At 57.9% G+C, this 24449-nt stretch carries 18 protein-coding genes and 1 riboswitch; of the genes, 5 read left to right on the top strand and 13 right to left on the bottom strand.

What is annotated here, in order from left to right; all coding sequences use genetic code 11:
- Positions 1–206 precede the first annotated feature (206 nt).
- The 4 genes from AVCG78_RS13465 (at position 207) to AVCG78_RS13450 (ending at position 6192) form a co-directional block, all read left to right on the top strand.
- Complete coding sequence (locus AVCG78_RS13465; protein WP_071203285.1) at positions 207–1400, top strand: glycosyltransferase family 4 protein; 1194 nt, start codon at positions 207–209, stop codon at positions 1398–1400.
- Entirely contained in the window at positions 1397–2548 is a 1152-nt protein-coding gene (locus tag AVCG78_RS13460; RefSeq protein ID WP_071203284.1) for a GumK N-terminal domain-containing glycosyltransferase, read from the top strand. Before AVCG78_RS13465 ends, AVCG78_RS13460 begins: the two co-directional genes overlap by 4 nt.
- 54 nt (positions 2549–2602) lie before the next feature.
- The gene (locus AVCG78_RS13455; protein WP_071203283.1) at positions 2603–4123 is read left to right on the top strand and encodes a lipopolysaccharide biosynthesis protein; all 1521 of its coding nucleotides are present in this window, start codon (positions 2603–2605) and stop codon (positions 4121–4123) included.
- A 158-nt stretch (positions 4124–4281) separates the two neighbouring features.
- Positions 4282–6192 carry an alpha/beta fold hydrolase gene (locus AVCG78_RS13450; RefSeq protein WP_071203282.1) on the top strand — a complete coding sequence of 637 codons (1911 nt, stop codon included), beginning with the start codon at positions 4282–4284 and terminating at the stop codon, positions 6190–6192.
- Here AVCG78_RS13450 and AVCG78_RS13445 read toward each other — a convergent pair.
- The 7 genes from AVCG78_RS13445 to epmA form a co-directional block, all read right to left on the bottom strand.
- Complete coding sequence (locus AVCG78_RS13445; RefSeq protein WP_071203281.1) at positions 6172–8634, bottom strand: glycosyl hydrolase 2 galactose-binding domain-containing protein; 2463 nt, start codon at positions 8632–8634, stop codon at positions 6172–6174. The two genes, AVCG78_RS13450 and AVCG78_RS13445, sit on opposite strands and share 21 nt — an antisense overlap.
- 54 nt (positions 8635–8688) lie before the next feature.
- Positions 8689–9651 carry a DUF1839 family protein gene (locus AVCG78_RS13440; protein WP_012654279.1) on the bottom strand — a complete coding sequence of 321 codons (963 nt, stop codon included), beginning with the start codon at positions 9649–9651 and terminating at the stop codon, positions 8689–8691.
- 2 nt (positions 9652–9653) lie between these two features.
- Positions 9654–10562 (bottom strand): amino acid--[acyl-carrier-protein] ligase, encoded by a 909-nt coding sequence (locus tag AVCG78_RS13435; RefSeq protein ID WP_071203280.1) that lies wholly within the window; start codon positions 10560–10562, stop codon positions 9654–9656.
- Between the two features lie 4 nt (positions 10563–10566).
- Positions 10567–11766: an acyl-CoA dehydrogenase family protein gene (locus AVCG78_RS13430; RefSeq protein ID WP_071203279.1), complete on the bottom strand. Its 1200-nt coding sequence runs from the start codon at positions 11764–11766 to the stop codon at positions 10567–10569.
- The gene (locus tag AVCG78_RS13425; protein ID WP_012654282.1) at positions 11766–12017 is read right to left on the bottom strand and encodes an acyl carrier protein; all 252 of its coding nucleotides are present in this window, start codon (positions 12015–12017) and stop codon (positions 11766–11768) included. The genes AVCG78_RS13430 and AVCG78_RS13425 overlap by 1 nt, the downstream gene beginning before the upstream one ends.
- 232 nt (positions 12018–12249) lie before the next feature.
- The gene (locus AVCG78_RS13420; RefSeq protein ID WP_071204367.1) at positions 12250–13299 is read right to left on the bottom strand and encodes a lysine-2,3-aminomutase-like protein; all 1050 of its coding nucleotides are present in this window, start codon (positions 13297–13299) and stop codon (positions 12250–12252) included.
- Positions 13296–14369: an EF-P lysine aminoacylase EpmA gene (gene epmA / locus AVCG78_RS13415; protein WP_409065463.1), complete on the bottom strand. Its 1074-nt coding sequence runs from the start codon at positions 14367–14369 to the stop codon at positions 13296–13298. Before epmA ends, AVCG78_RS13420 begins: the two co-directional genes overlap by 4 nt.
- Before the next feature lie 162 nt (positions 14370–14531).
- On the opposite strand from epmA, the gene efp reads away from it, so the two are divergent.
- Positions 14532–15101, top strand: coding sequence for an elongation factor P (gene efp, locus AVCG78_RS13410; RefSeq protein WP_012654285.1), 570 nt, complete (start codon positions 14532–14534; stop codon positions 15099–15101).
- A 220-nt stretch (positions 15102–15321) separates the two neighbouring features.
- Here efp and AVCG78_RS13405 read toward each other — a convergent pair whose 3' ends face one another.
- The 6 genes from AVCG78_RS13405 to AVCG78_RS13380 all read right to left on the bottom strand — a co-directional run bounded on the left by AVCG78_RS13405 (position 15322) and on the right by AVCG78_RS13380 (position 23964).
- A complete protein-coding gene (locus AVCG78_RS13405; RefSeq protein WP_012654286.1) occupies positions 15322–16773 on the bottom strand; it encodes an efflux transporter outer membrane subunit in 1452 nt (483 codons plus the stop codon).
- A gap of 110 nt (positions 16774–16883) precedes the next feature.
- Complete coding sequence (locus AVCG78_RS13400) at positions 16884–20018, bottom strand: efflux RND transporter permease subunit (protein WP_071204359.1); 3135 nt, start codon at positions 20016–20018, stop codon at positions 16884–16886.
- Between the two features lie 44 nt (positions 20019–20062).
- Positions 20063–21298 (bottom strand): efflux RND transporter periplasmic adaptor subunit, encoded by a 1236-nt coding sequence (locus AVCG78_RS13395; RefSeq protein WP_071204361.1) that lies wholly within the window; start codon positions 21296–21298, stop codon positions 20063–20065.
- A 172-nt stretch (positions 21299–21470) separates the two neighbouring features.
- Positions 21471–22139, bottom strand: a complete 669-nt coding sequence (locus tag AVCG78_RS13390; RefSeq protein WP_012654289.1) for a TetR/AcrR family transcriptional regulator — start codon at positions 22137–22139, stop codon at positions 21471–21473.
- Between the two features lie 5 nt (positions 22140–22144).
- Positions 22145–23095 carry a phosphoribosylaminoimidazolesuccinocarboxamide synthase gene (locus AVCG78_RS13385; protein ID WP_012654290.1) on the bottom strand — a complete coding sequence of 317 codons (951 nt, stop codon included), beginning with the start codon at positions 23093–23095 and terminating at the stop codon, positions 22145–22147.
- Between the two features lie 215 nt (positions 23096–23310).
- Complete coding sequence (locus tag AVCG78_RS13380) at positions 23311–23964, bottom strand: energy-coupling factor ABC transporter permease (RefSeq protein WP_071204365.1); 654 nt, start codon at positions 23962–23964, stop codon at positions 23311–23313.
- A gap of 52 nt (positions 23965–24016) precedes the next feature.
- Positions 24017–24231: riboswitch (cobalamin riboswitch) on the bottom strand.
- Positions 24232–24449: the final 218 nt, after the last annotated feature.

The raw sequence follows: 24449 nt of genomic DNA, 5'->3' as shown, positions 1-24449 counted from the left end.
GCTGCGGAAAATCCGCTGGCCAACCGCTAAAATGGCAGGCCATGGTTAATGATACCTAACAATTTGGCCTGTTAATCACGATTCTTTACCGCATTTGTGCAAGGATAGGACATTTATGCACAAGATGCTTTACCAATGTTTCAAGGCATTCTAACCAAACAATCAGGAAATTGAGGTTCTTTCCGTTTAAACCCGGGGGTATTGGCATGATCATCGGCGCAAGGCGAGCGGCAAGGGAGGCCAAGCCCTCATCCGCACCTTTGATCGTCCAGGTGGTGCGGCAATATCCGCCGGGCCGGGGCGGATTGGAAGATGTGGTCTCCAGCCTGAGCCGGGAACTGTTGCAACGCGGGTTCCGGGTGCGGGTCGTGACGCTTGACCGGCTGTTTTCTGATCCCGGCAAAATCCTGCCAGCGCGCGAAGTGATTGATGGCGTCGAAGTGGTGCGCGTGCCTTATCGCGGCAGCAGCCGTTATCCGCTGGCGTTTTCTGCCTTTCGCCATATCCGCGATGCCGATCTTGTCCATGTCCATGGGGTGGATTTCTTTTTCGATGCTTTGGCTATCGGTCGCTTCCTACATGGCGCTCCCATGGTGGCGACCACCCATGGCGGTTTTTTCCACACCCGTAAATTCGCCGCGATCAAGCAGATGTGGTTCAGCAGCCTGACCCGGTTATCGGCGAGCGCATATCGGTCTGTGGTGTGCTGTAGCGCCTCGGACCTGGCCTTGTTTAGGGTCATTCAGCCCAGGCACTCGGTGTTGATTGAAAATGGCGTCGATACCAGCAAATTTTCTGGATTGGCCTCGCGCCAGCCGGTGAAACGGATCGTGACGATTGGCCGGTTTTCGGTCAACAAGCGGCTTGATCATTTGTTGCAGGCCATGGCCGTGCTGGTGAAGCGCGATCCGCAGTGGCGGCTTGATATTGCCGGTTCGCCATCGGATCTGTCCGCGCAGGATGTCAGCGCGCTCATCGACGCCAATGGTCTGGCTGATCATGTCGGCCTGCATCTGCAACCCGATAATCGCTTTCTGGGCGAGTTGATGTCCAAGGCCTCGATCTTTGCCTCGGCATCCGATTATGAAGGTTTCGGCCTGGTGGCCGTGGAGGCCATGAGCGCCGGTCTGGTGCCTGTTCTGCATGAAAACGATGCCTACCGGGCGCTCGCAGCCCAGCATTCTGGCATTGAGCTTGCCGATTTTGCCGATGCCGCGCGCGCAGCGACATCGATTGAAACGGCGTTTGCCCGGCTGGAAGCCGAGGGTGCCGAGCTGCGCCATGCGCTTGCCGCTGGTGTCAATCGCTATTCCTGGGAAGGCGTTGCGGAGCGTTACATTGCCCTTTACCGGCGCGCCCTGCCTGCCATTCACCGCTGCGGACACGAGGCTGCGGCATGAGCAATGCCCAGCTGACGACTGATGTTAAGGCGCGCCGTCATGTTCTGATCGTGACCGGGCAGCATTTCGCCGATGCGCCGCGTAAGGTCGATCTGCATTTCATGGCACACAGCCTGCTGTCGCGGGGCGACAGGGTGGATTTCCTGGTCTGGCGGCTCAGCCCGATCAGCCGGCTGCTGAAGGACGGGCGTTACGCCTTTGCCCGCACGCATCGCCTCAACCAATGGGAGGGTTTGAGCGAGGGACTGCGGCAATTCATCTGGTTTCAGCTTTTCCATCCCATGAACCTGAAATTTTCCTGGCTCAATCGCTTGGCCGATCCGCTGTTTTCGCGCGTCGGTGCGTTTTTGCCCAAAGCGGTCCGCGACGCGCTGTCTTCCTATACCCATATCCTGGTGGAAAGTGGTCCTTCGCCGCTGCTTGCCCCGGTGCTTCGCCAGCATGCGCCGAAGGCCCGGATCACCTACCATGCCGCGGACCGGCTTTCGACCATTGGCGTGCCGCCTGCTGTATACCGGACGCTTGCCAAGACCATCGGGCTTTACGATAGCGTGCATGTGCTGGCGCAGGCGTTGCGGGCGGATTTCCCCGCAGATGCGCCGCTGCTTTACCTGCCACATGGCATTGACAAGGCGGCTTTCAATGCCGCCAAGCAAAACCCCTATCAAGCCGGTGCTTATCAAGGCAGCAAACATGCCGTCAGCGTTGGCGACATGCTGTTTGATGCCGATGCCATCGATGTTATGGCTGTCGCCAACCCGGACTGGACCTTTCATCTGTTCGGTGCCAAGGCATTGCCGCGCCGGGTGCTGCCCAATATCGTCGCGCATGGCGAACAGGCATTCGAGCGGATCGTGCCGTTCATCAAATTCGCCGATCTCGGCATCGCACCTTACCGGGATGGGGCAAGCGCCGATTATCTCAGCCAGTCGAGTCTGAAGATGATCCAGTATAGCTATTGCCACCTGCCGATTGTCGCGCCGCATTTTGCCGCCATGGGGCGGAGCCATGTCATGGGCTATGACCCCGCTGATCCGGCATCGATCCGTGCGGCGTTTTCAGCCGCAGGGGCATTTGATCGTCAGACGATTGCAACGGATGGTGTTTTAAGCTGGGACGAGACGGTCGATGTCTTGTTTGCGGGGTGACGGAATGGATGGTGGCCTTGTGGACACGCAGAACACCAGGGACATGGTGAGCCAATGAGCAATGGAATTGTCGCAAATTCCGCGTTCAATGCGGCGGCAGGATTGACCCTGCTGGCGACGGGATTCATATGCTCGATCTTCACGGCACGGGTTCTTGGGCCGGAAGCCAATGGCATCATTGCCTTTTCCGTCTGGCTAGCCTCAACAGCGGCGCTGGTGGCCGAACTTGGCACCGGTGTGCTTTTATTGCGTCTTCTGCCGCAGTTGAAGGGGCAGGGCTATGGCGAAAGCGACCGTAAAGGTTTCGCTGCCTATCTGCTCTGGCCGGTGGTTGGCTCGACATTGCTACTGCTGACCTTCTATTTCCTGTTTTTCTGGGTGGCGGAGGCCAGGCATTGGGCAGAAACCGCGCCTGAAGTGCTGGTGGTGACGGCGTTGTTGTTTGCCACGCAGGCCATCGGGATGTTTGCCAAGAATTACCTGATCGGTGAACAGCGGGTGGATATTTTCTTCCGTATGACCTTGACGGCCGGGCTGCTGCAACTGGTCGGTGTCATCGCGGGTACCTTGCTGTTCGGCGTGCCAGGTGCGCTGTTTGGCTATGTTCTGGCCTATATTTCCCAGTTTCTCTTCGCTGCCGCCCTGTTGCGCCACAAGGTGAAAAGCTGCGGCATCGGACTGAGTTACCTGCTCGGATCCTCCTTTGTGCTCTCACTGGAATTCATGGTGGATTCGATCTTCCTGAACCGGATCGAGCTGTTCTTCCTGCAACGCTATCAGGGCATTGAGACCGTCGGTTATTATTCCGTGGCCTTCTCGCTGACCAATCTCGCCTTGCAGGTGCCGATTCAGCTGTCCGGCAGTCTCGTGCCTTATTATGCCGAACATCTGCACCGCGCGCCGGGCGGACGGTTGCCTGTGGCGATGTTTGAAAGCGTGGTGCGAAGCCTGGCCTATTTCACGCTGCCGATGAGCCTGGGCCTGGCGGCGGTGTCGCACCGGTTGGTCACGCTGGTGTTTGGCGATGCCTTTGCCCCAAGCGCGCCGATGCTGACGCTGCTAGCGCTGTCTGTGCCGGTTGCCGTTGCCTGTCAGGTGGCGACACAATATCTGTTTGCCCTCGATAAAATCCGGCAGAGACTGTTTGTCGGGCTGGGCGGTGCGTTTATCATGCTGGTCGGGGATGTTTTGCTTGTGCCATCTTATGGCGGAGAAGGTGCGGCTTTCGTGCGGATCGTGGTGTTTACCGCCATGAGCCTGGCGATGCTGCGCTGGATGCGGTTCGAAGGGTCATTGGCGCCGCTGGGGTTCAGTCTTTTCAAGGTTACTGTAGCCGCTGGCTGTTGTGCGGCAGCGGCTTTGGCGGTGCAGGATGTCGTGCCGGGTATCGGTGGCCTTGTCCTTGCCATTATCGGTGCCGTCAGCGTCTATTGCCTTGCGCTTCGGCTGTTGCGGGCCGTGCCGGAGGCGGATGTGGCGGTCATGGCAGGGCTGATCGCCCGTTTGCCAAACCGGCTGGCGGGGCCTTTGAATGTGGTTTTGAGGTTGCTGACCGTGACACCCAACCGGAGCTGAGGGGGGCTACGGCATGCTTTGTCCTGACGGTTGGAACAAGGTCTGCTGGTGTCCTTTATATATGCTAAATAATTTTCCCCTTAAATCCATGGAGATTTAAGGAATTATGCAGTAGCCGTTTTTGAGAGAGTGCCGTGGGGCAAGGAAAGGGCAGGTTGATGGAAGCGATAACCGAGCGGGTTGGCCCGGCATCTGGCCAGCGGCTTCAGCCGCACCAGCATGCTGTGGCCCAGCCGGTCAGCTTTGCTGGCACCTTCGGGCTCTATCAGCCGGCGGAGGGTGCCAAACAGGGTGTGGTGCGCAAATGCGCGGTGCTGTTTCTCCAGCCCTGGGGCTTTGAGGAAATGTGTACGCACAAGCTGTTCCGCATCATTGCGGAAGAACTGGCGTGCGAGGGCATCGCCAGTCTGCGCTTCGACTATCCCGGTACGGGCGACGCGCTGGATCCGCCGGACCGCAGTCTTGGCCTGTCGCTCTGGCAGGATACGATACGCTTGGCCCTTGACGTGCTTGCCCAAAAGACCGGCGGCCTGCCGGTGATTTTGCTGGGGCATGGGCTGGGCGCATCGCTTGGCGTGGGCATGGCGGCTGACCTCGAGGGACTGGCGGGATTTGTCGCCATGGCACCCGTGGCCTCCGGCCGTGCCTATCTGAGGGAATTGCAGTTCTGGGCGCGGGTCATCGATGACGGATTGGGCCTGGCCGAACATTTGCGCCTCAGCGGGATGACGGCCATTGCCGGGCATGTGATGCCGGATGCAAAGGCCTCGGCCTTGAAGAATACCGATTTTTCCGCCGTGCAGCCGCATCGCTCCATCCCGCATCTGTTCGTCAACCGGGCGGATCGGCCCGGCGACGGGCAAATGGCAAAGCAGATTGAAGCGAAAGGCGCCCGCGTCGAGACCATCGACTATCCGGGCTATGATGCCATGGTCGGCAATCCTGCCATGGCCCGAATGCCCATGGTGGCGGCTGAAGATGTCATCAGCTGGATCGTTCGCCGGGCGGCAGCGCTTGGCGAGCAGAAGCGTCCGTTGGCTATCGATCCTTCAGCAGTATCCGTACAGGACGAAGATCAGGCGCACCTGGATGGCGGGGATTTTCGCGAGACGGCCCTTCGGTTTGGCCGGGGCAAACGGCTTTATGGTATTTTATGCGAGCCGACTGGACCCCGCAGTGGCGCAAGCGTTCTGTTGCTCAACACTGCGTATGACCGCAGTGCGGGATGGGGACGCTCGGGTGTCGCCATGGCGCGCAAGCTTGCAGGCGACGGTATTGCCTCTCTGCGCTTCGATGTTGCCAATGTCGGCGACAGCCCGCCGGTGCCGGGCCTGCCGGACCAGGTGCTTTACGCCGAAACCCAATATGACGATGTGGAAGCCGCGCTTGCCGTTTTCGAAGAGCGCGCACTGCTGCCCGCCGTGGTGGCCGGACGGTGCAGTGGCGGTTATCTCGGGTTTTCCTGCATGACCAAGGATCACCGAATTGCCGGAGCCTGCCTGGTCAATCCCTTCGTCTTCTATTGGGATAAGAGACGGCGGGTGGAAGACGGGCTAGCCGTGGTGCCGCGTTCGCTCGATACCTACAAGCATCGGCTGTTTCAGATGCAAACCTTGCGACGTCTCTGGCGGGGCAAGGTGGATGTGAAGAACGCGACCCGCAATTTCGCTCTGGTTGGCGTGCGTCGTGTGTTGAACCGCCTTGGCCTCGCCCAGGTCTTCAGCCGCGATGTCCGGCTGGAACATCGGGCCGTGCGCGTCGCCTTTGCCGCACTGGCAAAGCGAAAGACGCCGCTGGTGCTGCTCTATAGCGAGCAAGACGTTGGTCTTGACCATTTCTATCAGCATTTCGGCCCGCAGGGCCGCAAGCTGGAGCGCTATCCCAATGTCCGCACGGACATTCTGGCGGAGACGGATCATAATTTTTCTCCCGCCGCTGCCCAGCAGCGCTATTTCGAGGAAATCAAGGCGCTGGCACTGGCGGTCCAGGCGTCGAAATTGCCTGCCCAGCAGATCAAAGCCGGTTTATCCGCAGGCAAAGAACCCGTCTCAGAACCGGAAGCGTCGTGAGGCCGAGCCGCTGAGGATTTCGCCACTGGGTTTGTCCTGGTTGGATTTGTCCTGTGTGAGAAGTCTGACCCGTCGGGTAAAACCTGGCGCCAGATGAAAGAAATCGTCAGTGCTGCGGCCGTCTTCCAGGGCGATATGGACCGATTGGGCCAGCCGGTCGGTTTCCAGCATCAGCCACCAGCCATCTTTTTCCTGCGAGAGCGAGGTACGGATCTCTGCGTCATGCATGGCCTGGGCGCGGCCTTGCGGGAAGTGAAAGGACTGACTGACGATCTCGCCGTTTTCCGCGTTGCTCAGGGTCGCCACAGTGACGTCATGGGCGGGCGGCCCGAAGCGGAAGGCGTAGGTCGTGTCGAAAAACGCTCCGAACACATCGGTGGCATGCAGTGTTATGCTGCTGCGCGGCGTCAAGGTGACGGCGCGCCTGGCGGCCACAACCGGCTGTTTACCGTCGCGCAGGCAGGTGAGATCTAGGGTCAGAGTCTGTTCGCGCACCGTGTCATTGCAAAGATGCACATCAAGCCCATTGGTGCCTTCGTCGGTCATGGTGATGCGGATGGGGGTGAAGGCGCGCCGCGCTGCGTACCAGACGGGTTTCGGCGTACCGGTCGCATCCACCAGTCCCCAGCCGGGACCGATGGTCAAGTCCTGAAAGGTCCAGACCAGTGCGCCATTGCAGGATGAGCCGGGACGTCGCCATTCCGCATAGGTTTCCTCCAGCACCTCTCCGCTGACCGCCCGCGACAGATGCAGGTAACGCGCCGGATTTTCCCGGCGCAGCCTGGCCGGATCGACATCGTAGAGCAGGGCGAGATAATGGTCACGAATATCCTCGAAATCCCAGGAGGCACCCCGGTCTCGCGGCACGCGTGCCTTCCAGCGGGGATCATGAACCGGTGACACGGACAAATGCCTGTCCAGCGTTTGTTGCTGGGGGACATGGGCAAAGGCCAGGCATTCGGCGGCAAAGCGGACATGGGCGCGGCGGGCATCCTCAAGCGGGCGGCAATAGGCGCCGACGCCGTAATAATGGGTGATGCCGGTATCTGGGCTGAAGGGCATTGCGCCACCCATCGGCGAGTTTTCCACATAGGGCAGATGCGGTGCAAAGCGCGCGCAGAGCTGCGGCAGAAGGCTGGTGAAGACAGGGCCTTTCCAGCTGGTTTCCGGCAGGCCCAGCATGGCGCCCTGCTGATAGACTTCGCTGCCGCCGCACAGGATTGCCAGTGAGGGAGACGCCTGTACAGTGCTTAAAAGTTGCTCCACTTCCCGGCGGATATGGTCGGAAAATGCCTCGTCGGCAGCGGGATAATCGAAATTGGCCAGCATGATATCCTGCCAGACCATCAGCCCCAGCCGGTCGCAGAGCCTGAAGAAATCAGCACTTTCATAGGTCATGGTGCCGCCGATGCGGATCATGTTCATGCCAGCATCTGCGGCCATGCTCAGCCAGGACGCATAATCCTCGGCGGTGCCGGGCAGGCGGGTTATGTCGGCATTGGTCCAGACGGCACCCCGGCAGAAGATTTTCACGCCATTGACGAAGATCGCGAAATCCTTGCCATCCGCGTCCCGGTCGATCCGGATACGGCGAAAGCCGGTAAGACCAAGCGAATGCGACCTTCCATCCAGCGTCAGGCGAATATCATGCAGCACCGGCTCGCCATGGGTGCGCGGCCACCAGGGAGCGACGGTGGGAAGACGAAGCTGGCCTGCGACATGGCCGTCGGCATCGGCTTTGAGGTGGAGCGTCTCGCCCGCGCATGTCACGGATATGGCTGTCACAGTGCCTGTCAGCCGGAACGCGATGTCAAGCAGGCCGGTGCCGTCTTCCTCAAGATCGGAGTGCAGCGCGAGATCGGTTATAGTGCTTGCGCCCGGGCGGATCAGGCTGATTGGCCGATACGGCCCGACCGCATGAATGTCAGGACACCAGCCAGGCATATGGCCAAGGGCGGTTGCGCGCACCAGCCGCAGGCCCTGGTCGCTCATCATCTGCGGGCGCCAGCGGGCTCTTGGCCCGCGTCTTTCCAGATGAGGCCTTAGGGCGCGAAAGCAGATCGACACGTCGTCCGAGCCGGTCAGGATCACATCGACATCATGGGCCTCGAACATGCTATCCGATGACAGGATCAGCCTGTCGTTCAAATAGACCTCGGCAATGGTCGCCAAGCCTTCGAAGCGCAGCACGGCCGGGCCCGGTTGTTCGCCGGTCAGGGGGCGGAGATACCATATGTCCTTGCCATGCAGCGGGCTTGGATGATCCGGGTCGAACAGGCCCGCCTTGGTCAGCGCCTGGGCGACGGTGTCTGGAACGGGCGCCTGAAGGCGGGCGCTGGGGCGGTGCAATGCTTTCGGGCTGTCATAGGTGCCTGGCTCGCAGACCAGCAAGGTCCAACCGGCTTCCAGCGGGCGGATGTCGGCATCGAGATAGGTGATCATCGGCACTGCGTCCCTCATAACGGCAAGATGGCGCCTGCATGACCAGATCTGGCCTTATGCCATCTTGTCGGCAAGCCCCGTCATCAGCCTGTCCCATGCGTCAATGGCGGGGTCAAGTGCTGCTTTCAGCGGATCGAATTTCTTGCGGGTGACGGCACGGGCCAGTTGGAACTGAACCGTTTTTGCCAGTTCCGAAATCCGCAATGCTTCGGCAATTTCGTTCGTATAGCGATCGTCTGCGGCGAGCCATTTCAGGTGGCTGGCCAAAAGCTCGAAATTCGCCCCGAATTGCCGCAGCGTGTTGAAGGCATAGGTATGAAAATAACCGAAGGGCCGCTCCGCGATGGCTTCCACCTGGGCCGGAAACACCTCTGCAAATCCTGCAAAGGGATTGCCTTGCGGGCGGCGGGCAAAGTGAAAGGCGAAAAGCCGCTTGGCGACGGCGCGCAGATGCGTCTCATCTGGCCGGGTTTCGGGGAATTTGGCAAATTCGGTATAGGGAAGGAATGGTGCGGTCTCTGGTGCTGCTAATTGCCAAATTCCGTCGAAATCCTCGGCCTCCAGCCGGAAAAATCCGCCGTTGTGGAAATAATCCATTGATCGGCCCGCCAGATCCAGCCGGTTGACGCCGACCGTGGTCTTGCCATGGTGCTGGCGATAGCCGACACCTGCCGTATCTGGCATGAAGTAGCTGTCCATTTCGACAAGGCACAACCGGCCACGGCTGATCTGCTGGGCCACATGCGCCTCAGCCCGGTCGAAAATCGCCAGTTCCGTGACACGAATGCCGTAGAGCGCTTCGAGATCTTCCAGTGGCACCTTGAAGAAGGTGAATTGGTCGCCCTCGAAATCCTGGGTCAGGGTAAAGCCCAGCATGGCCTCCGGTGGCAGGCCCAGCACGCACAGGACCTCGATCCACAGATCGACATAGCAATTGGTTTCCGGCCACATACGCTCGGCTGAGTGCAGCAGATGGGGAGTATAGCGGGCCGGATCGAGCGGCAGGACCGTGGTCATCGTCAGCCCCAGAGTGCGGTGCGCACCGATTGCGGCCAGGCCTTGACGTCCAGCCCGTGGTGATGGAACAGCGCCAGCGCGATCCGCTCCAGACCGAAGCCAACGCAAGCGGTATGGGCAACCGAACCGTCTTCCAGGTTCAAGCCCCATTTGCTGCCGAAAGCATCCTGATGATAGTTGAAGCTCATGCAGGCGGTGGGCTTGGCGACTGAGGTGATCGGGATCAGCAATTCGAATTTCAGGTTCTGGTCGCGCTGGTTATTGGCGAGCATCTTGCCCGCGCGTCCAAAGAACGGATCGTTGGCAATGTCGATTTCGACAGGCAATGCCACCTCTTCCATCATCTTCAGGCCGCGATCCATCCAGGTCTGGCGGAAATCGGTGACATGGCTCTCTGAACCCATGCAGACATATTCGCGCATGCGAAACAGCTGCTGGCGGGCCGGGTCGGTGGAGGGTTCATGCCGGAAACAATAGGATTGCAAGTCAAACAGCGCACCGGAGGCGGCAATCGGGCCACGCTTGGCAATGGTCGGATAGAGCGGATAGCAAGCGGCGGGTGTCAATACGATATCCGTCGCTTTCTGGTCCTTCGTCCAGTCCTCGTCGGCATCCATGCATTTCAGCAGGCTGACATGATCGAGTTCGTTGCCGCAGAAGCTGTGCACGGTGCCGGCCAGTTGCGGAAAGCTCTTCATATAGCCGCTGGTCTCGAAATAGGCCCGGTTCATGCCTGGCGGAAAACGCAGAGCTTCGGCGCCATCCGCGCCACCGAACCGGTCGATCAACCGCTCGAAAGCGGCGATCACATCTTCAAACTGGCCGCTGCGGCCATAAAGCCCGTCCACGCCAGTATCGATCAGCAGGCCGGCCTCGAACAGCCGGTCGAGAAAATTGGTTTGACTATCCATTTGCTTACCCCAGCAGACGTGTGTCGAGTTTATGAACCAGCAACATATTGGAGGTGTTGCCGAGAATACGGTCATTGGAAATCATCAGCCGGGCCGAATGCGCATCGCGCAGGTGGCGGCCAAGGCTGTAGGCCGTGCCGTTCTTGTAGCCCATGATGCCGCAGATCAGCATGGCCTGGTTGATGATGTCGATGATCGTCTCGGACGAGGCAATCTTGACATTGTTCATCGTCACCGAAAAACCGAAGGAAGACAGCTTGTCGCCATCGTATTTTGCCTCTTCATAGGCTTTCAGCGCGGCAACGACATTGGAGCGGACCACCTGCAACAGATTAGCGGCTTGCGCCAGATGCAAGGCACCAGGCGGCATCTGACCCTGGCTCTTGCGGGCGGCGGCGCGTACGAAACTCTGCGCTCTCGCCACGGCATCGACGGCGATGCCGTACCAGACGCCGCTCCATAGAATATGGGAGGCGGCCAGCATCGACTGGGCGGCAATGTCGGCGAAGGGCTTCGGCAGGATCTGGACGGCTGGCGCTTCGCCCTTGAACAGGAAGCCATCGGACCGGGTGCCGCGCATGCCGAGCGTGTCCCAGTCCACGGTCTTGTCCAGGCTATATTGGCCCTTGAGAAATACCGTCATCACCTGGTCGGACGGTGCGGCATCCTTATGGGCGCGCGAGGTAATCAGGATCGCATCGGCCTCTGCTCCATAGGAAATCACCGTGGCGTCTTTTTCCAGCCGGCAGGTGTCGCCGTCGATCTCGATGGCGCAGATGGAATTGCGCATATTGCCGCCAATGCCGCCTTCAGTCGTGGCGGAGCCGAGCAGCAATTGTGCATCAGCGACCCGTGCCATGAAGCTGCGCTGCCAGGAATTGTCCTGAGCATGTTCCACGAGGCTGGAACATTTGATGTGATGCATGGCGAAAATCATCGCGCTGGAGGCGCAGGCCTGGCCAAGCGTGGTGCAGATCTCCGCAATTGCGGCAAATCCGGCATTTTCACCGCCAAGCTCCGCGGGGATCTGGATGCCGAGCAGGCGCTCCGCCTTCAATGCATCCACGGTCTCGCGCGGAAACCGGCCCTGGCGATCGACATCCTCGGCATAGTGTGCCGCAATGGCGGCAACGCGCGCCGCGCGGGCAGCAAGATCACCTTGGGGAAGCGATATTTCAAGGGCGTGAGTGGCCGGAACGGTCATCAGGCGACCTTCCGATCCTCCAGGATCTGGCGCACCGTGCGTTCGATGGCCTCGATGCTGGCAAAGGATTTGCGATTGAGCAAGTGGTCGGGAAATTCGATGTCGAAGGCTTCCTCGATACCGAGCATCAGCTGCACGGAAGCAAAGGAAGACAGTCCCAGTGCGTAAAGATCGGCATCTGCCGCGATCTCTGTAACGGCAACCTGTAAGCCACCGACTTTGCCCAGAATAGTCCGAATGGTCTCGTTCATCTCAACCCCTCATAGGAAATCTGTCTGATCAGGAGAATTGGAATAGATCAGAAATCGTAATATTAGGCTAATATGAATATTTCAATTCTTTTGACCCTGTCCAAAATTCTAACAGGATCGTTGAGATTTCAAATCTTTAAGGTTGCATCTTCTCGGCTTTTTTTGGGACTATCTCATTTTTTAGAAAGTTGCATTTTTATATTATATATACTTTTGGTTGTGTAGATGATTTCTACCGATCACGATAAATGTGGTGATGTCCATGGAAGTCCGTGACCAGATAATGATCGCCTTCCTTGCTGATCTGGCTCGCATCGATCGGCGCCTTGCCGTGGCCGCCGGGAATATCCAGCACGTAAGTTGGCTGACAGAGACCGGACAGATGCCCGTGCAGGGCTGAGACGATGGCTTGGCCTTCTGCTATGCTGAGACGAAAATGGCCGGTGCCGGGCGCCAGATCCGGGTGATGCAGGTAATAAGGCCGGATACGCATGTCGACAAAACTGCGCATCAGGTCTGCCAGCACGCCAGCATCGTCATTGACACCCTTCAGCAGCACCGTTTGACTTAAAAGTGCAAAACCGGCTTGCAGAAGCTTTGCGCTTGCCGCCCTGGCTTGCGGCGTCAGCTCGCGCGGATGGTTGGCGTGAATGGCGATATAGGTGGTCTTGCCGCTTGCCTGCAAGGCGTCGATCAGATCCTTGTCGATACGGGCCGGATCGGCGACGGGAACGCGGCTGTGAAACCGGATGATCCGGACATGATCGATGGCGCCCAATTGCTGCAAGATCGACCGCAGCCGGCGTGGCGACAGAACCAGCGGATCGCCGCCGGTAAAGATCACTTCCCAAATATCCTTGTGGTCACGGATATAGGCTATGGCCGCGTCCAGCGCCGGGCCAGAGAGCAGACCATCACCGTCCGGCCCGACCATTTCGCGGCGAAAGCAGAAACGGCAATAGACCGGGCAACTATGCACCACCTTCAACAGAACCCGGTCGGGATAGCGATGCACAATGCCCTCCACCGGGCTATGGGCATGGTCACCGATCGGATCGGCGCGCTCCACGGGTTGATGCACCAATTCGCCAGCCTGCGGTACGAATTGCGCGGCAATCGGGTCTGTGGGGTCGTTTGGGTCGATCAGCGCCAACATGGCGGGGGTAATGGCGATGGCGTAGCGGGCAGCCACCGCGTCCAATTCCGGACCCGTTTCGGCAGCAACAAGTCCGGTCTCGACCAATTCCCTGACAGTTTTCACTGTTTTGACGGACGCGGTCACGGCTGTGGCTCCGCCACCGGCGTCCACAACACCTGATCGATCCGTTGCGCGCCGGTCGCCAGCAGCACCAGCCGGTCGAAGCCGAGCGCGATGCCAGAGGCCTCGGGCATGATGGCCAGCGCCTCCAGAAAATCCTCATCCAGCGGATAGGTCTCTCCATAGACCCGCTGCTTTTCCGCCATTTCCAGCATGAAGCGACGGCGTTGCTCCTGCGGATCGGTCAACTCGCCAAAGGCATTGGCTAGTTCGACACCGCAGGCATAAAGTTCGAACCGTTCGGCGACGCGCGGATCGTCGGTCGCAGGCCGGGCAAGGGCGGCTTCCGCCACGGGATAGCGGTCGAGAATGGTGGGCCTGCCAAAGCCCAGATGCGGTTCGACTTTTTCAACGATCACACGGCTGAATAGATCGGCCCAGCCATCGTCCTCGGCAACGCGCATACCCACCTGCCGTAGCTGTGCGGCCAGATGGTCGCGGTCGGTTTCGCCACCGGCAAACACGCTGCCCAGAAGATCGATGCCCGCATGGCGCTCGAAAGCGTCCGCAACGCTAAGCCGCTCAAACGGTGCAAAGGGATCGCAAACGCCGCCGCGGAAGGAAAATTGCCGGGTTCCGGTGGTTTCGGCGGCAAGCGCCAGGATGGCGGCGCAATCGGCCATCAGTCGCTCGTAGGCTTCCCCGGCGCGATACCATTCCAGCATGGTAAATTCCGGGTGGTGCAGGGGGCCGCGCTCCCGGTTGCGGTAGACATGGGCAAAGCAGGCAATGCGGGACTCGCCGGCGGCCAGCAGTTTCTTGCAGGCAAATTCCGGTGATGTATGCAGGTAAAGAGGATGCGATTGGCCATCATTGCCAATAGCGCTTGTTGCGAAGGCGTGCAGATGCGCCTCATTGCCGGGCGACACTTGCAAGGTTGCCGCGTCGACCTCCAGGAAGTCGTTACGGCTGAAATAGAGCCGCAGGGCGGCCTGGATGGCATTGCGGCCAAGCAGGAAGGGGCGGCGGTCGGCATGGACCCGCGGTGTCCACCAAGGGGAGGCGGAGGGGCGCTTTTCGCTCATTCCAGTCATTGCACTCTTAATCTTTCGTCATTGGCCGGCAATTCGGCTGCAACACGGGCTGGCTATTTCGGCAAATTTGGGTTAGGTGCGCCCCATGCAACGTCACAGCATGTCAAAGGGGCGCCGGGTCGTCCTTTACGATGTGTGTTTGAGAGATACAAGGAATTCCGAATGGTCAAGGTCATCGCCTCTTCGGTCCGCAAGGGCAATGTTCTCGAAGTCGACGGCAAGCTCTATGTCGTGCTTACCGCGCAAAACTTCCATCCCGGCAAAGGCACGCCGGTGACCCAGATCGACATGCGCCGCATCGTTGACGGTGTGAAAGTGTCGGAACGCTGGCGCACGACCGAGCAGGTGGAGCGTGCTTTCGTTGAAGACGTCAACCACCAGTTCCTCTACGAGGATGGTGAAGGCTTCCACTTCATGAACCCGGAAAACTACGACCAGATCGTCGTAGATGTCGAGACCATGGGTGACCAGAAGGCCTATCTCCAGGAAGGCATGACCTGCGTTATTTCCATGTATGAAGGTGTTGCGCTGGCGCTTGACCTGCCACGCCACGTGACCCTGGAAATCATGGAGACCGAACCGGTCGTGAAAGGCCAGACGGCATCCTCGTCCTATAAGCCTGCGATGCTTTCCAATGGCATCCGCACCCTGGTACCGCCACATATCAATGCCGGAACCCGCGTGGTGATTGCCACTGAAGACAACTCCTATGTTGAGCGTGCCAAGGACTGATGTCCGGCGCTCCGGCGCCTCCATCTGTCGTTTCTGGCTGATGTTTGATTAAGGAAAAGCCCGGTTCGTTTTCGCGAGCCGGGCTCTTTGCTGTTATGCGGGAACTTTAAAGACGCTTGTGTTCAGCGCTGCCAGCAATACGCAATGCAAACAAAGTGACCATCAATAAAAAACGCCCGGCGATCAGGATCGCCGGGCGTTTGCATGAGAAGTCTGGTGTTTACTTGGCTTTGGCAAGCGCTGGCGGGATATCCGCAGGCTTGACATTGGCTTCAATAGCCTGGGCCTTGCCATTGAAATTATAACCGCCGCCAATGGCCACATTCAGTGTCACATAGTCATTGGCCATTTGCTGGATCGACTCGGCAAGGCTGGCCTGAGCGGTGGTCAACTCACGCTGCGCATCCAGGACATCGAGCAAGGACGAAGCGCCGTCCTTATAGGATGCGGTCGATAGTTCGAGCGCTTCCTTATAGGACTTTACATAGGCGCGATTGGCTGCAACGGCGCGAGCATCGCGGTTATAGGCAGCAAGCGCGCTTTCAACGTCTTCGACGCCGTTCAGCACAGTCTGCTTCCAGGCTAGGTATTTTTCACGAGCGACCGACTGGGCGTTCTTGACATTGGCACGCAGCGTACCACCATCGAAAATCGGCAGGTTGAGCGACGGGCCGAAGGACCAGGTATTGGCTGTGCCATGGGTGTTGGAATGCACATAGGACGGCGAAATCGAGCCGCTGAGCGTGATCGAAGGCAGCAACTGCGCCTGCGCATTGCCGATGTCGTAAACGGCGGCGGCTAGATCGCGTTCGGCCTTGCGAATGTCAGGACGGTTGCGGATCAGATCAGCCGGAATTCCCGACAGAACCACACGACGGGCAACCGGCTGAGGAGCATGCTTCTTCAGATCGTTGATGAGCGTCGAGGCGGGAAGGCCAAGAAGCGTCGAGATGTGATAGGCATTGCTATAGAAATTGGCTTCGAAACCGGGAATATCCGCCAGCTGCGAGTTGACCAGACCTTCGGACTGCACGACGTCGAGGCGCGAAGCTGCACCGGCCTCAAGCTGCAGCTTGGTCAGCGCAAGGGTTTCGCGGCGAGATTTGACGGCTTCGTTGGCGATTGCGATTCGAGCCTGATAGTAGCGGGCATCGATATAGGCTGTTGCCAGATCGGAAAGATAGGTCAGGCGAGAGGTATCGACGCTGGCATAGGCGGCATCAAGCGATGCCGTAGCGCTCTGCTTGGCGCGGCGATATTGACCCCAGAGATCGAGAAGCCAGGAGGCGGAAAGCTCGCCTTTGGATTCCCAGGCCCGAGGCTGAGAGTTATAGCCGCCATTGGTCTGGCTGCCGCTTTCGCTTGCCGTACCTGTCAGGCTAGGCAGGCCGCCGGCAGATGAGGTGACGACGGTCGCGCGCGCCTGCTCGATCCGCTCCAGTGCCTGCAGAACATCGAGATTCTGGTTGACGCCCTGGTTGATCAGCGTGTTGAGGCGCGCATCGTTGAACGCCGTCCACCACTGAACTGTGGTCGTGTCTTGCGCAGACTTCGTGCCGCCCTCAGTAAACTTGGCAGGAAGTGCGGTTTGTGGCGGGCTGTGCTCGGGCCCCATCACGCAACCTGACAGAAGCAGCATTGCAAAGGGCGCAGCTAAGCGTACGGAGACCATCTATTCTATCCCTGTTTCAATCCGAAGGCGCGCCGAGCAAGCAATGGGCCGCGACCGCCACAATCTCGAAAATGCCGCGCTTTTATTGGGCGCGGCAACTGTTTCTTAACCTATCGTTTCTGCTCAGCTTGTAACAGCTCTTCTTTGGCTTTTGCACGGTTTGAAGCACGTCTGACAATGACAAAAAAGGATGGAACAAAGAAAATTCCGAGCAGTGTTGCAGAAAGCATACCACCGAGTACGCCGATGCCGATTGCATTCTGCGCTGCAGAGCCCGCGCCAGTGGCAATTGCCAGCGGAACGACACCAAGAATGAAGGCGAGTGATGTCATGATGATCGGCCGAAGACGGAGTCTTGCCGCCTCCAGGGTCGCATCCATCAGGCTCAATCCATGTTCCTGCCGCTCCTTGGCGAACTCGACGATCAGAATGGCGTTCTTTGCCGCCAGACCGATTGTGGTGAGCAGCCCGACCTTGAAGTAGACATCGTTGTCCTGCCCCATCAAAGTTGCTGCCGCAACGGCGCCAAGAACACCGATCGGCACGGCCATGATCACCGAGAAGGGGATCGACCAGCTTTCGTAGAGTGCCGACAGGCATAGGAAGACGATCAACACCGACAAGGCGTAGAGCAAGGGCGCCTGCGAGCCTGACAGTCTTTCCTGATAGGAGATGCCCTGCCAAGCGACGGTGTAGCCGCCTTCCATCTTGGAAACCAGACGTTCTACTTCATTCATTGCGTCGCCAGAGCTGACGCCGGGTGCCGCAGAACCGTCGAGCGAGAAGGCGGTGACAGCGTTGAAAGCCGAAATCGAAGGAAGCCCGTTGACCCATTTTGCGTCCGTGAACGATGAGAAGGGGACCATCTCATTGCTCGAATTGCGGGCATCCCAATATTTTATGTCCTCGGCCTGCATGCGGTAGGGTGCATCGGCCTGGACATAGACCTTCTTGATCTTGTTGTTCAGCGTGAAGTCATTGACATTGGTGCCGGCGAAAATGGTCGTCAGCATTGAGTTGGCGTCGGAAATCGTCACGCCCATGGCGCTCAGTTTTTCCTGGTCGAGAATAAGCTTGACCTGACTTTCCTCATCGCGGTCGTTCGGACGCATGGCGGTGATAACGCCGCTGCTATTGGCCTGAGCCAGCAGTTGTTTCGCAGCGATCGACAGTGCTTCCGAGCCGTGGTTCCCGTTATCGACGAGATACAAGGAAAAACCGCTGGAATTGCCCATGCCCTGAATGGCCGGTGGCAGAATCGGAAAGACCTGCGCTTCACGAATGGTCATGAAATAACCCATCGCTCGCTGGACGATGGCACTTGCGGCCATATCCGGCTTCTTGCGCAGGTCGAAATCCTTCAGCTTGGCGAAAACCAGGCCATAGTTCTGGCCGCTCCCGTTGAAGCTGAAACCATTGACGGCGAAAACCGAATCGACAACGCTGCTTTCCTTGTCGAGCAGGTAATCTTCAACTTTTTTCATCACTTCGCCGGTCTGCGCCGAGGTCGAGCCATTTGGAAGCTGGACGATCGTCATCAGCACGCCCTGGTCTTCCTGCGGAAGGAAGGAGGAGGGCAGGCGCAGGAACAGCCAGGCGCAACCGCCGACCAGTACCGCGAATATCAACAGAAGCCGGAGCGGGCGCCTCAGCAGATGACCAATGGACCAGACGTAGCCATTGGTCGTGCGGTCGAAATTGCGATTGAACCACGCGGCTGGACCGGTCGTCTTCCTATGACTCTTGTCTATCGGTTTCAGTATCGTCGCGCAAAGCGCAGGTGTCAGGACGAGTGCGACAACTGCTGAAAGCAGCATCGCCGAAATGATGGTGACCGAAAACTGACGATAGATAATGCCGGTCGAGCCACCGAAAAACGCCATGGGAACGAACACGGCCGTCAGCACCAGGGCGATGCCGACGATGGCGCCAGTGATTTCACCCATGGATTTCTGGGTCGCCTCCAGGGGGGGCAGGCCCTCTTCGGTCATGATGCGTTCGACATTTTCCACCACGACGATGGCATCATCGACGAGAAGGCCGATGGCAAGCACCATGGCGAACATGGTCAGTGTGTTGATCGAATATCCCGTCAGCGCCAGAATGCCAAACGTACCAAGCAAAACGACAGGCACGGCGATCATCGGAATGAATGTCGCCCGCAGGTTCTGAAGGAAGATCAACAAGACGAAGAAGACGAGGACGATGGCTTCAATCAGCGTATGAACGACCTTTTCGATCGAAAGTGATACGAAAGGCGTTGTGTCGTAAGGATAGATGATGCTGACATTCTGAGGCAATGCCGGAGCGATCTGCGCCAGCTTGGCCTTTACACGCGACGCCGTATCGAGAGCATTCGCTCCCGTTGCAAGGTTAACCGCGAAGCCGGATGCCGCCTGACGGTTCGACCGCGAGGTGGATGTATAGCTCTCCTGGCCGATTTCAACACGGGCTACGTCGCTCAAACGGACATTGGCACCGCTGGTGTCGACTTTCAGGATGATCCGCTCAAAGTCCGACACAGTGGTCAGCTGGCTTTGGGCTGTCATCGTGACGTTGATCTGCTGTCCCTCGACAGCAGGAAGACCGCCGACCGATCCGACAGAAATCTGGGTATTCTGTGCTTCAATGGCTGAGGTGACATCCGCAGGTGTCAGCTGAAACTTGCGCAATTTGAACGGATCAAGCCAGACGCGCATAGCAAAGGCGGAGCCGAAGGCATTGATATTGCCGACGCCTTCAAGGCGTTTCACCTGGTCTTCAATCTGGGCGGAAAAGATATCGCCGAGGTCCGCCGATGTGCGCTTGCCATCCGTGGAGACGAGGGCACCGACCAACAGAATACTGGAAGTCGATTTCGTCACTTCGATGCCGAGATTCTGCACCACGGACGGTAATTGCGATTCCACCAGTTGCAGCTTGTTCTGGACTTGGACCTGAGCCATGTCCGGATCGATGCTGTTGTCGAATGTCAACGTGATGGATGACGATCCAGACGTCGATGAAGAGGTCATATATGTCAGGCCATCCAGCCCTGTCATTCCGTCTTCAATGATCTGAGTAACGGTCTTCTTGACGGTATCGGCGCTGGCACCTGTATAAGTGGCGCTGATTTTTACGGATGGTGGTGCGATTTCCGGGTATTGCGAAATCGACAGGCTGGTGATAGCCAGCCCGCCGCCAAGCATGATCACGATCGCGATCACCCAGGCGAAAATCGGTCGCCGTATGAAGAATTTTGACATGAGTTAATTCCTGATCACGATGTTGCAGGAGATGTCCTTTGACATCATGATTTCGGTGCTTCCGTTGCAGTCTTGCCTGCTGCTGGCGCAATAACAAAGCCCTTAGAGTCGATCTCCGATGGGACCGGCTTGACCGTTGCGTTGTCGGTGATCGACTGGAAGCCATCGAGGATCAACTGGTCGCCTTCCTTGATGCCGTCATTGACCAGCCAGTTGTTGCCAGACAGCTTGCTGCTGCGGAATGTCCGGGTCTCAACTTTGTTGTCTGCGTTTACGAATTTGGCGGTCAGGTCGCCATTGGCATTGCGGCTGGCAGCGCGCTGAGGAATGAGATAACCGTCTTCTTCGCCAACGGTGATCGTAGCGCGGACATACATGCCGGGCAGGATGAGATTGTCAGGATTATCGAACAATGCACGAATGGTCACTGTTCCGGTTGAGGTGCTGACCGCCATTTCGGACATGTCGATCTTGCCGACATGCGGATAGTCAGTGCCGTCCTCCATCGTCAGCCGGATATCGGTCGTCTCGGCATCCGCCTTGTTGCTATTGCGCTTGAGATTGCTGGCGGCGATGGCGGCGCGCAGACGCAGGAGATTAACGCTGGATTCGTTCAGGGAGATATAGATGGGATCGATCTGCCGCAGAGTCATCAACGATTCTGTCTGGCTGGCCGTGACCACGTTGCCGATCGAATAATTGGTTGCCGATGTGACACCATCGAAAGGCGCCTTTACGGATGTCAGATCCAGATTGATCTGCGCAGTTTGAAGAGAAGCGCGCGATTCAGACACGGATGCCTTTGCCTGGAGCAGCGTCGTTTGGGCGTCTTCATATTCTTTTTGCGATGCACCGGTATTGGCCAGACGCTCATAGCGCTGAAGATTTGCCTGGGCAGCTGGTACGCTCGCCTCAGACTTTTCCAAGGTCGCCTTGGCTTCATCCAATGAAGCCCTATAGGTATCCTCGTCGATCTTGTAGAGCAGATCGCCAGCCTTGACGAAGCTGCCTTCCTTGAAGGCTATTTCCTTGATCACGCCGCCGACCCGTGGACGTATGTCAGCGGATTGGAAAGCTTCTGCGCGGCCCGACAATATGGTCGTCAGCGGTGCGGTGGATTTTTTAATCGCGAGAACGCTGACTGGGCTTGGCGGTCTTTCACCGCCGGGACCCCCTGGCCCTCCCGGGCCGCCGGCTTGCTTTTTCCCGTCATCGCTGCATCCGCTCAGCGCAATCGCCGCCACGAGAATAATGGATGACAGGGTGAGATGTCTGGCCATGCGCAGATCCTAATTTCCGAGATAGTCTTGTTCTGACAGTTTCAGTAAAAGAAAATGATCACAAGACAATAACATTCCGTAACCGCTCTATCGGCCGATGTTTTTTGCGCGATGGCATCAAGGACACGGCTTGCCTACAAACGGCGTATCTCGTGACGTAAATTAACAACCGTCACTTTGCAAGTGGATTTTGCAGTGCGGTAGTCACCAGGCCGATCAGATCCCGGCAACGAATATGGAGAATCTCGGGCTTTTCCCGCGTGATCGAAAGTGGATGGATAACCCCTTCCAAAGCGGTGGCAATGACGGATGCAGTATGATGCGGATCGGTGACGAAAAAGTCGCCCGTCGCCACGCCTTCAAGGACGATGGTTTCGAAAATCGCGCAAATCTTTTCCCTGTAGAGATCGGCGGCGGTGAGTTCCAGATCGGTGGTCAGCACGATCATTTTGAACAGGTGCGGATTGTCGCAAACGTCCTGCAGCAGTTTGGTCAGGAGCTGCTCGGCCATCTGCAGCAACTTCATCTGAGGTGAAGGAAGCAGTTCCAGGTCAGCGAGCCCGGCCATTAGTTTTTCGAGATGGGCTGTCGCGATCGCATCGACCAGCGCGGTTTTGGAATGAAAATGCTTGAATACATTGGCCGGAGACATTTCCAGCTCTGCTGCGATATCCGCCATCGCCACCTGTTGGTACCCGCGCTGGCGAAACAGCTCCTCCGCCGCCCGCAGGATTTCCTGGCGCGTTTCGGCCGCCGGACGACGTGACCTGCGCGGGCGGCATGGTTCCCGCTTGCCAGCGCTTCGTCCGGTGGGCTTGCCTGTGGTTTTTGGCGCTGTCATGATCGTTAGCGCCGGTCGAGATAGGAGAAGAGATTTGCTTTCACGCGATCAAAGGGCGTTTCACCGGAATCATCAGCCTGGAACGTCAATCCTGTAATGGCCTCATAGGCCTGGATATACACTTTAGAGGTTGCCTCGACCAAGTCCTGTGGAATTTCTGGAATGTCGTCCTTATACGGATCGCATCGTTCCGCCACCCATGACCGTACGAAGTCCTTGTCGAAGCTTGCCGGCCGGGTTCCCTGGGCGAAGGCCTGTTCATAAGTCTCAGCAATCCAGTAACGGCTACTGTCTGGCGTGTGAATTTCATCAGCCAGAAGGATGTTACCGGCCTCGTCTGTGCCGAATTCATATTTGGTATCGACGAGAATAAGGCCGCGCTCGGCCGCCTTCTGTTGGCCGCGAGCGAAAAGAGCCAGCGCGTATTGGGAAAGCTGCTGCCATTGATCAGGCGTCAACAGGCCGTTATCGATAATTTCTGCGGGTGTGAGCGGTGCATCGTGACCACCGTCGAATTCCTTGCTGGTCGGTGTGATGATCGCCTGCGGCAGTTTCTGATTGTCACGCATGCCGTCCGGCAATGTCATGCCATACATCGTTCGCTGCCCCTTCTTATAAAGCGTCAGGATCGACGTTCCGGTCGTGCCGGCCAGATAGCCGCGCACCACCACTTCCACGGGGAGGATCGTCAGGCGCTTGCCGATGACAATGGCAGGGTCGGGATAGGCAATGACATGGTTGGGGCAAATATCGGCGGTCTGTTCAAACCAGTAGCGTGCCGTCTGCGTCAGGACCTGACCTTTATAAGGGATGCAAGCCAGGATACGGTCGAAAGCGCTCAAACGATCTGTCGATATAATGATACGGCTGCCATCGGGCAGATCGTAATTTTCTCTGACCTTGCCGCGATAATAGTTGGGAAGCTCGGGAAAAAAAGCTTCTTTCAAAATGCGCATCGCTTGGCCCCTTTATGTCGCTGCCATCTCGCGTTGGTGATCTGGTTCAAGCGCGTAAGTCAATTTTATTGCTCAAACACGTCATAAACATTCCAACCGGCTGCTCTCTACATGATGCAGTCCTAGCGCGCCTAACCCATCGCGGTGGGATTTTCAAAGAAAAAAGCGCGCGGCCATCGCACGCGCGCTTCCCATTCTCTTAAACTGCGCTGATCTCAGGCAAAGGTCAAACGGTCGATCTCGGTGATCTGGCTGGTCACGCGAAGGTGCCGTATCCGCCGTACGGCGAGGACGATGGTAAATGTGATGCATGCCTCAATGGCAAATACCGGTGCATAAGCAATGACCCAGCGTCCCCAATCGGCAAAGGCAAGCCCGTCGTTAGAAATAGCCAGCCAGAAACCAACCATGGCCGACACCCCGGCATAATAGGTGGCATCCAGCCCCAATACTCTGGCGAGATTGAAGCGCTTGCCGATTTCGCCGGAAAAAAGATGCTTCCCAAGGGTATAATGTACCACCATCATCGGCAGCATCAGCGATAGGGCGTTGACGCCGAGATGAGGAATGTCCCCCGGCTCGAATAGAAATGCCTGTAAGACGAGGCCAAGCGCAAAGCCCAGCATGGCGGGCGTAAAGCCGAAGAGAAGATAAATGGTGGTCGCACCGATCAGGTGCAATTCCGATGGCCCGACTGGCAGATGCCAGACCTGCATCATGATTGAGAAAGCAATGGCGGCAAGCGCCGTCTTAGGGAGCATCAAGGGATGACGCCAAAGTGCAGGGAGTTGAGAGGCAACCAGCGACAGCGCTGCGGCATTGGCAAGCGCCACCCTGGCCGGATCGATAATGCCGACTTCTATATGCATGTGATCAAGTCCTTTCTTCCGCGCCCTCCGCGCGGTGATGGTGAGAACCGCTTTCGCGGCATGCGTATCGGCAGGTCTCCTGGCTCACGGGTCTGGGCTTTGTCCGCCTTATCGGCCTTGAGGCCAATGGCATGATGGACATCGCTCGCCGTTCACAGTTGCGGGGGCAGCCACGGTTTCGGCCCTTACTTGGGTCGTCCTCACCGTATTCCCTTTTCATCCGCGCGCGTTTTTGACACTTGCAGAACTGATACAACGCCATTTTAGCGAGCAGGTGTTCCCCTGTCCATGAAAAGACATCTACAGGCAGCGTTTTACGTGGTGACTGTCCGAATTTCGCAGCTTGAACGACCCGCCAAACGGGAAAACCGAATTTCGTAATCAATATTTCATTTATTTATCAGTCGTTTATTGAAAAAATGACATCGCCATCAAAAACCGGTTTGACATATTGTTTATGTGGGCTTAGAACCCGGCTCCAGAAG

The sequence above is a fragment of the Gillisella vitis genome (genome assembly GCF_021559775.1).
In the GTDB taxonomy this organism is placed as follows: Bacteria; Pseudomonadota; Alphaproteobacteria; order Rhizobiales; family Rhizobiaceae; genus Allorhizobium; species Allorhizobium ampelinum.
The sequence above is the reverse complement of the archived record's forward strand: the minus strand, read 5'-3'. Positions and strand labels throughout refer to the sequence as shown.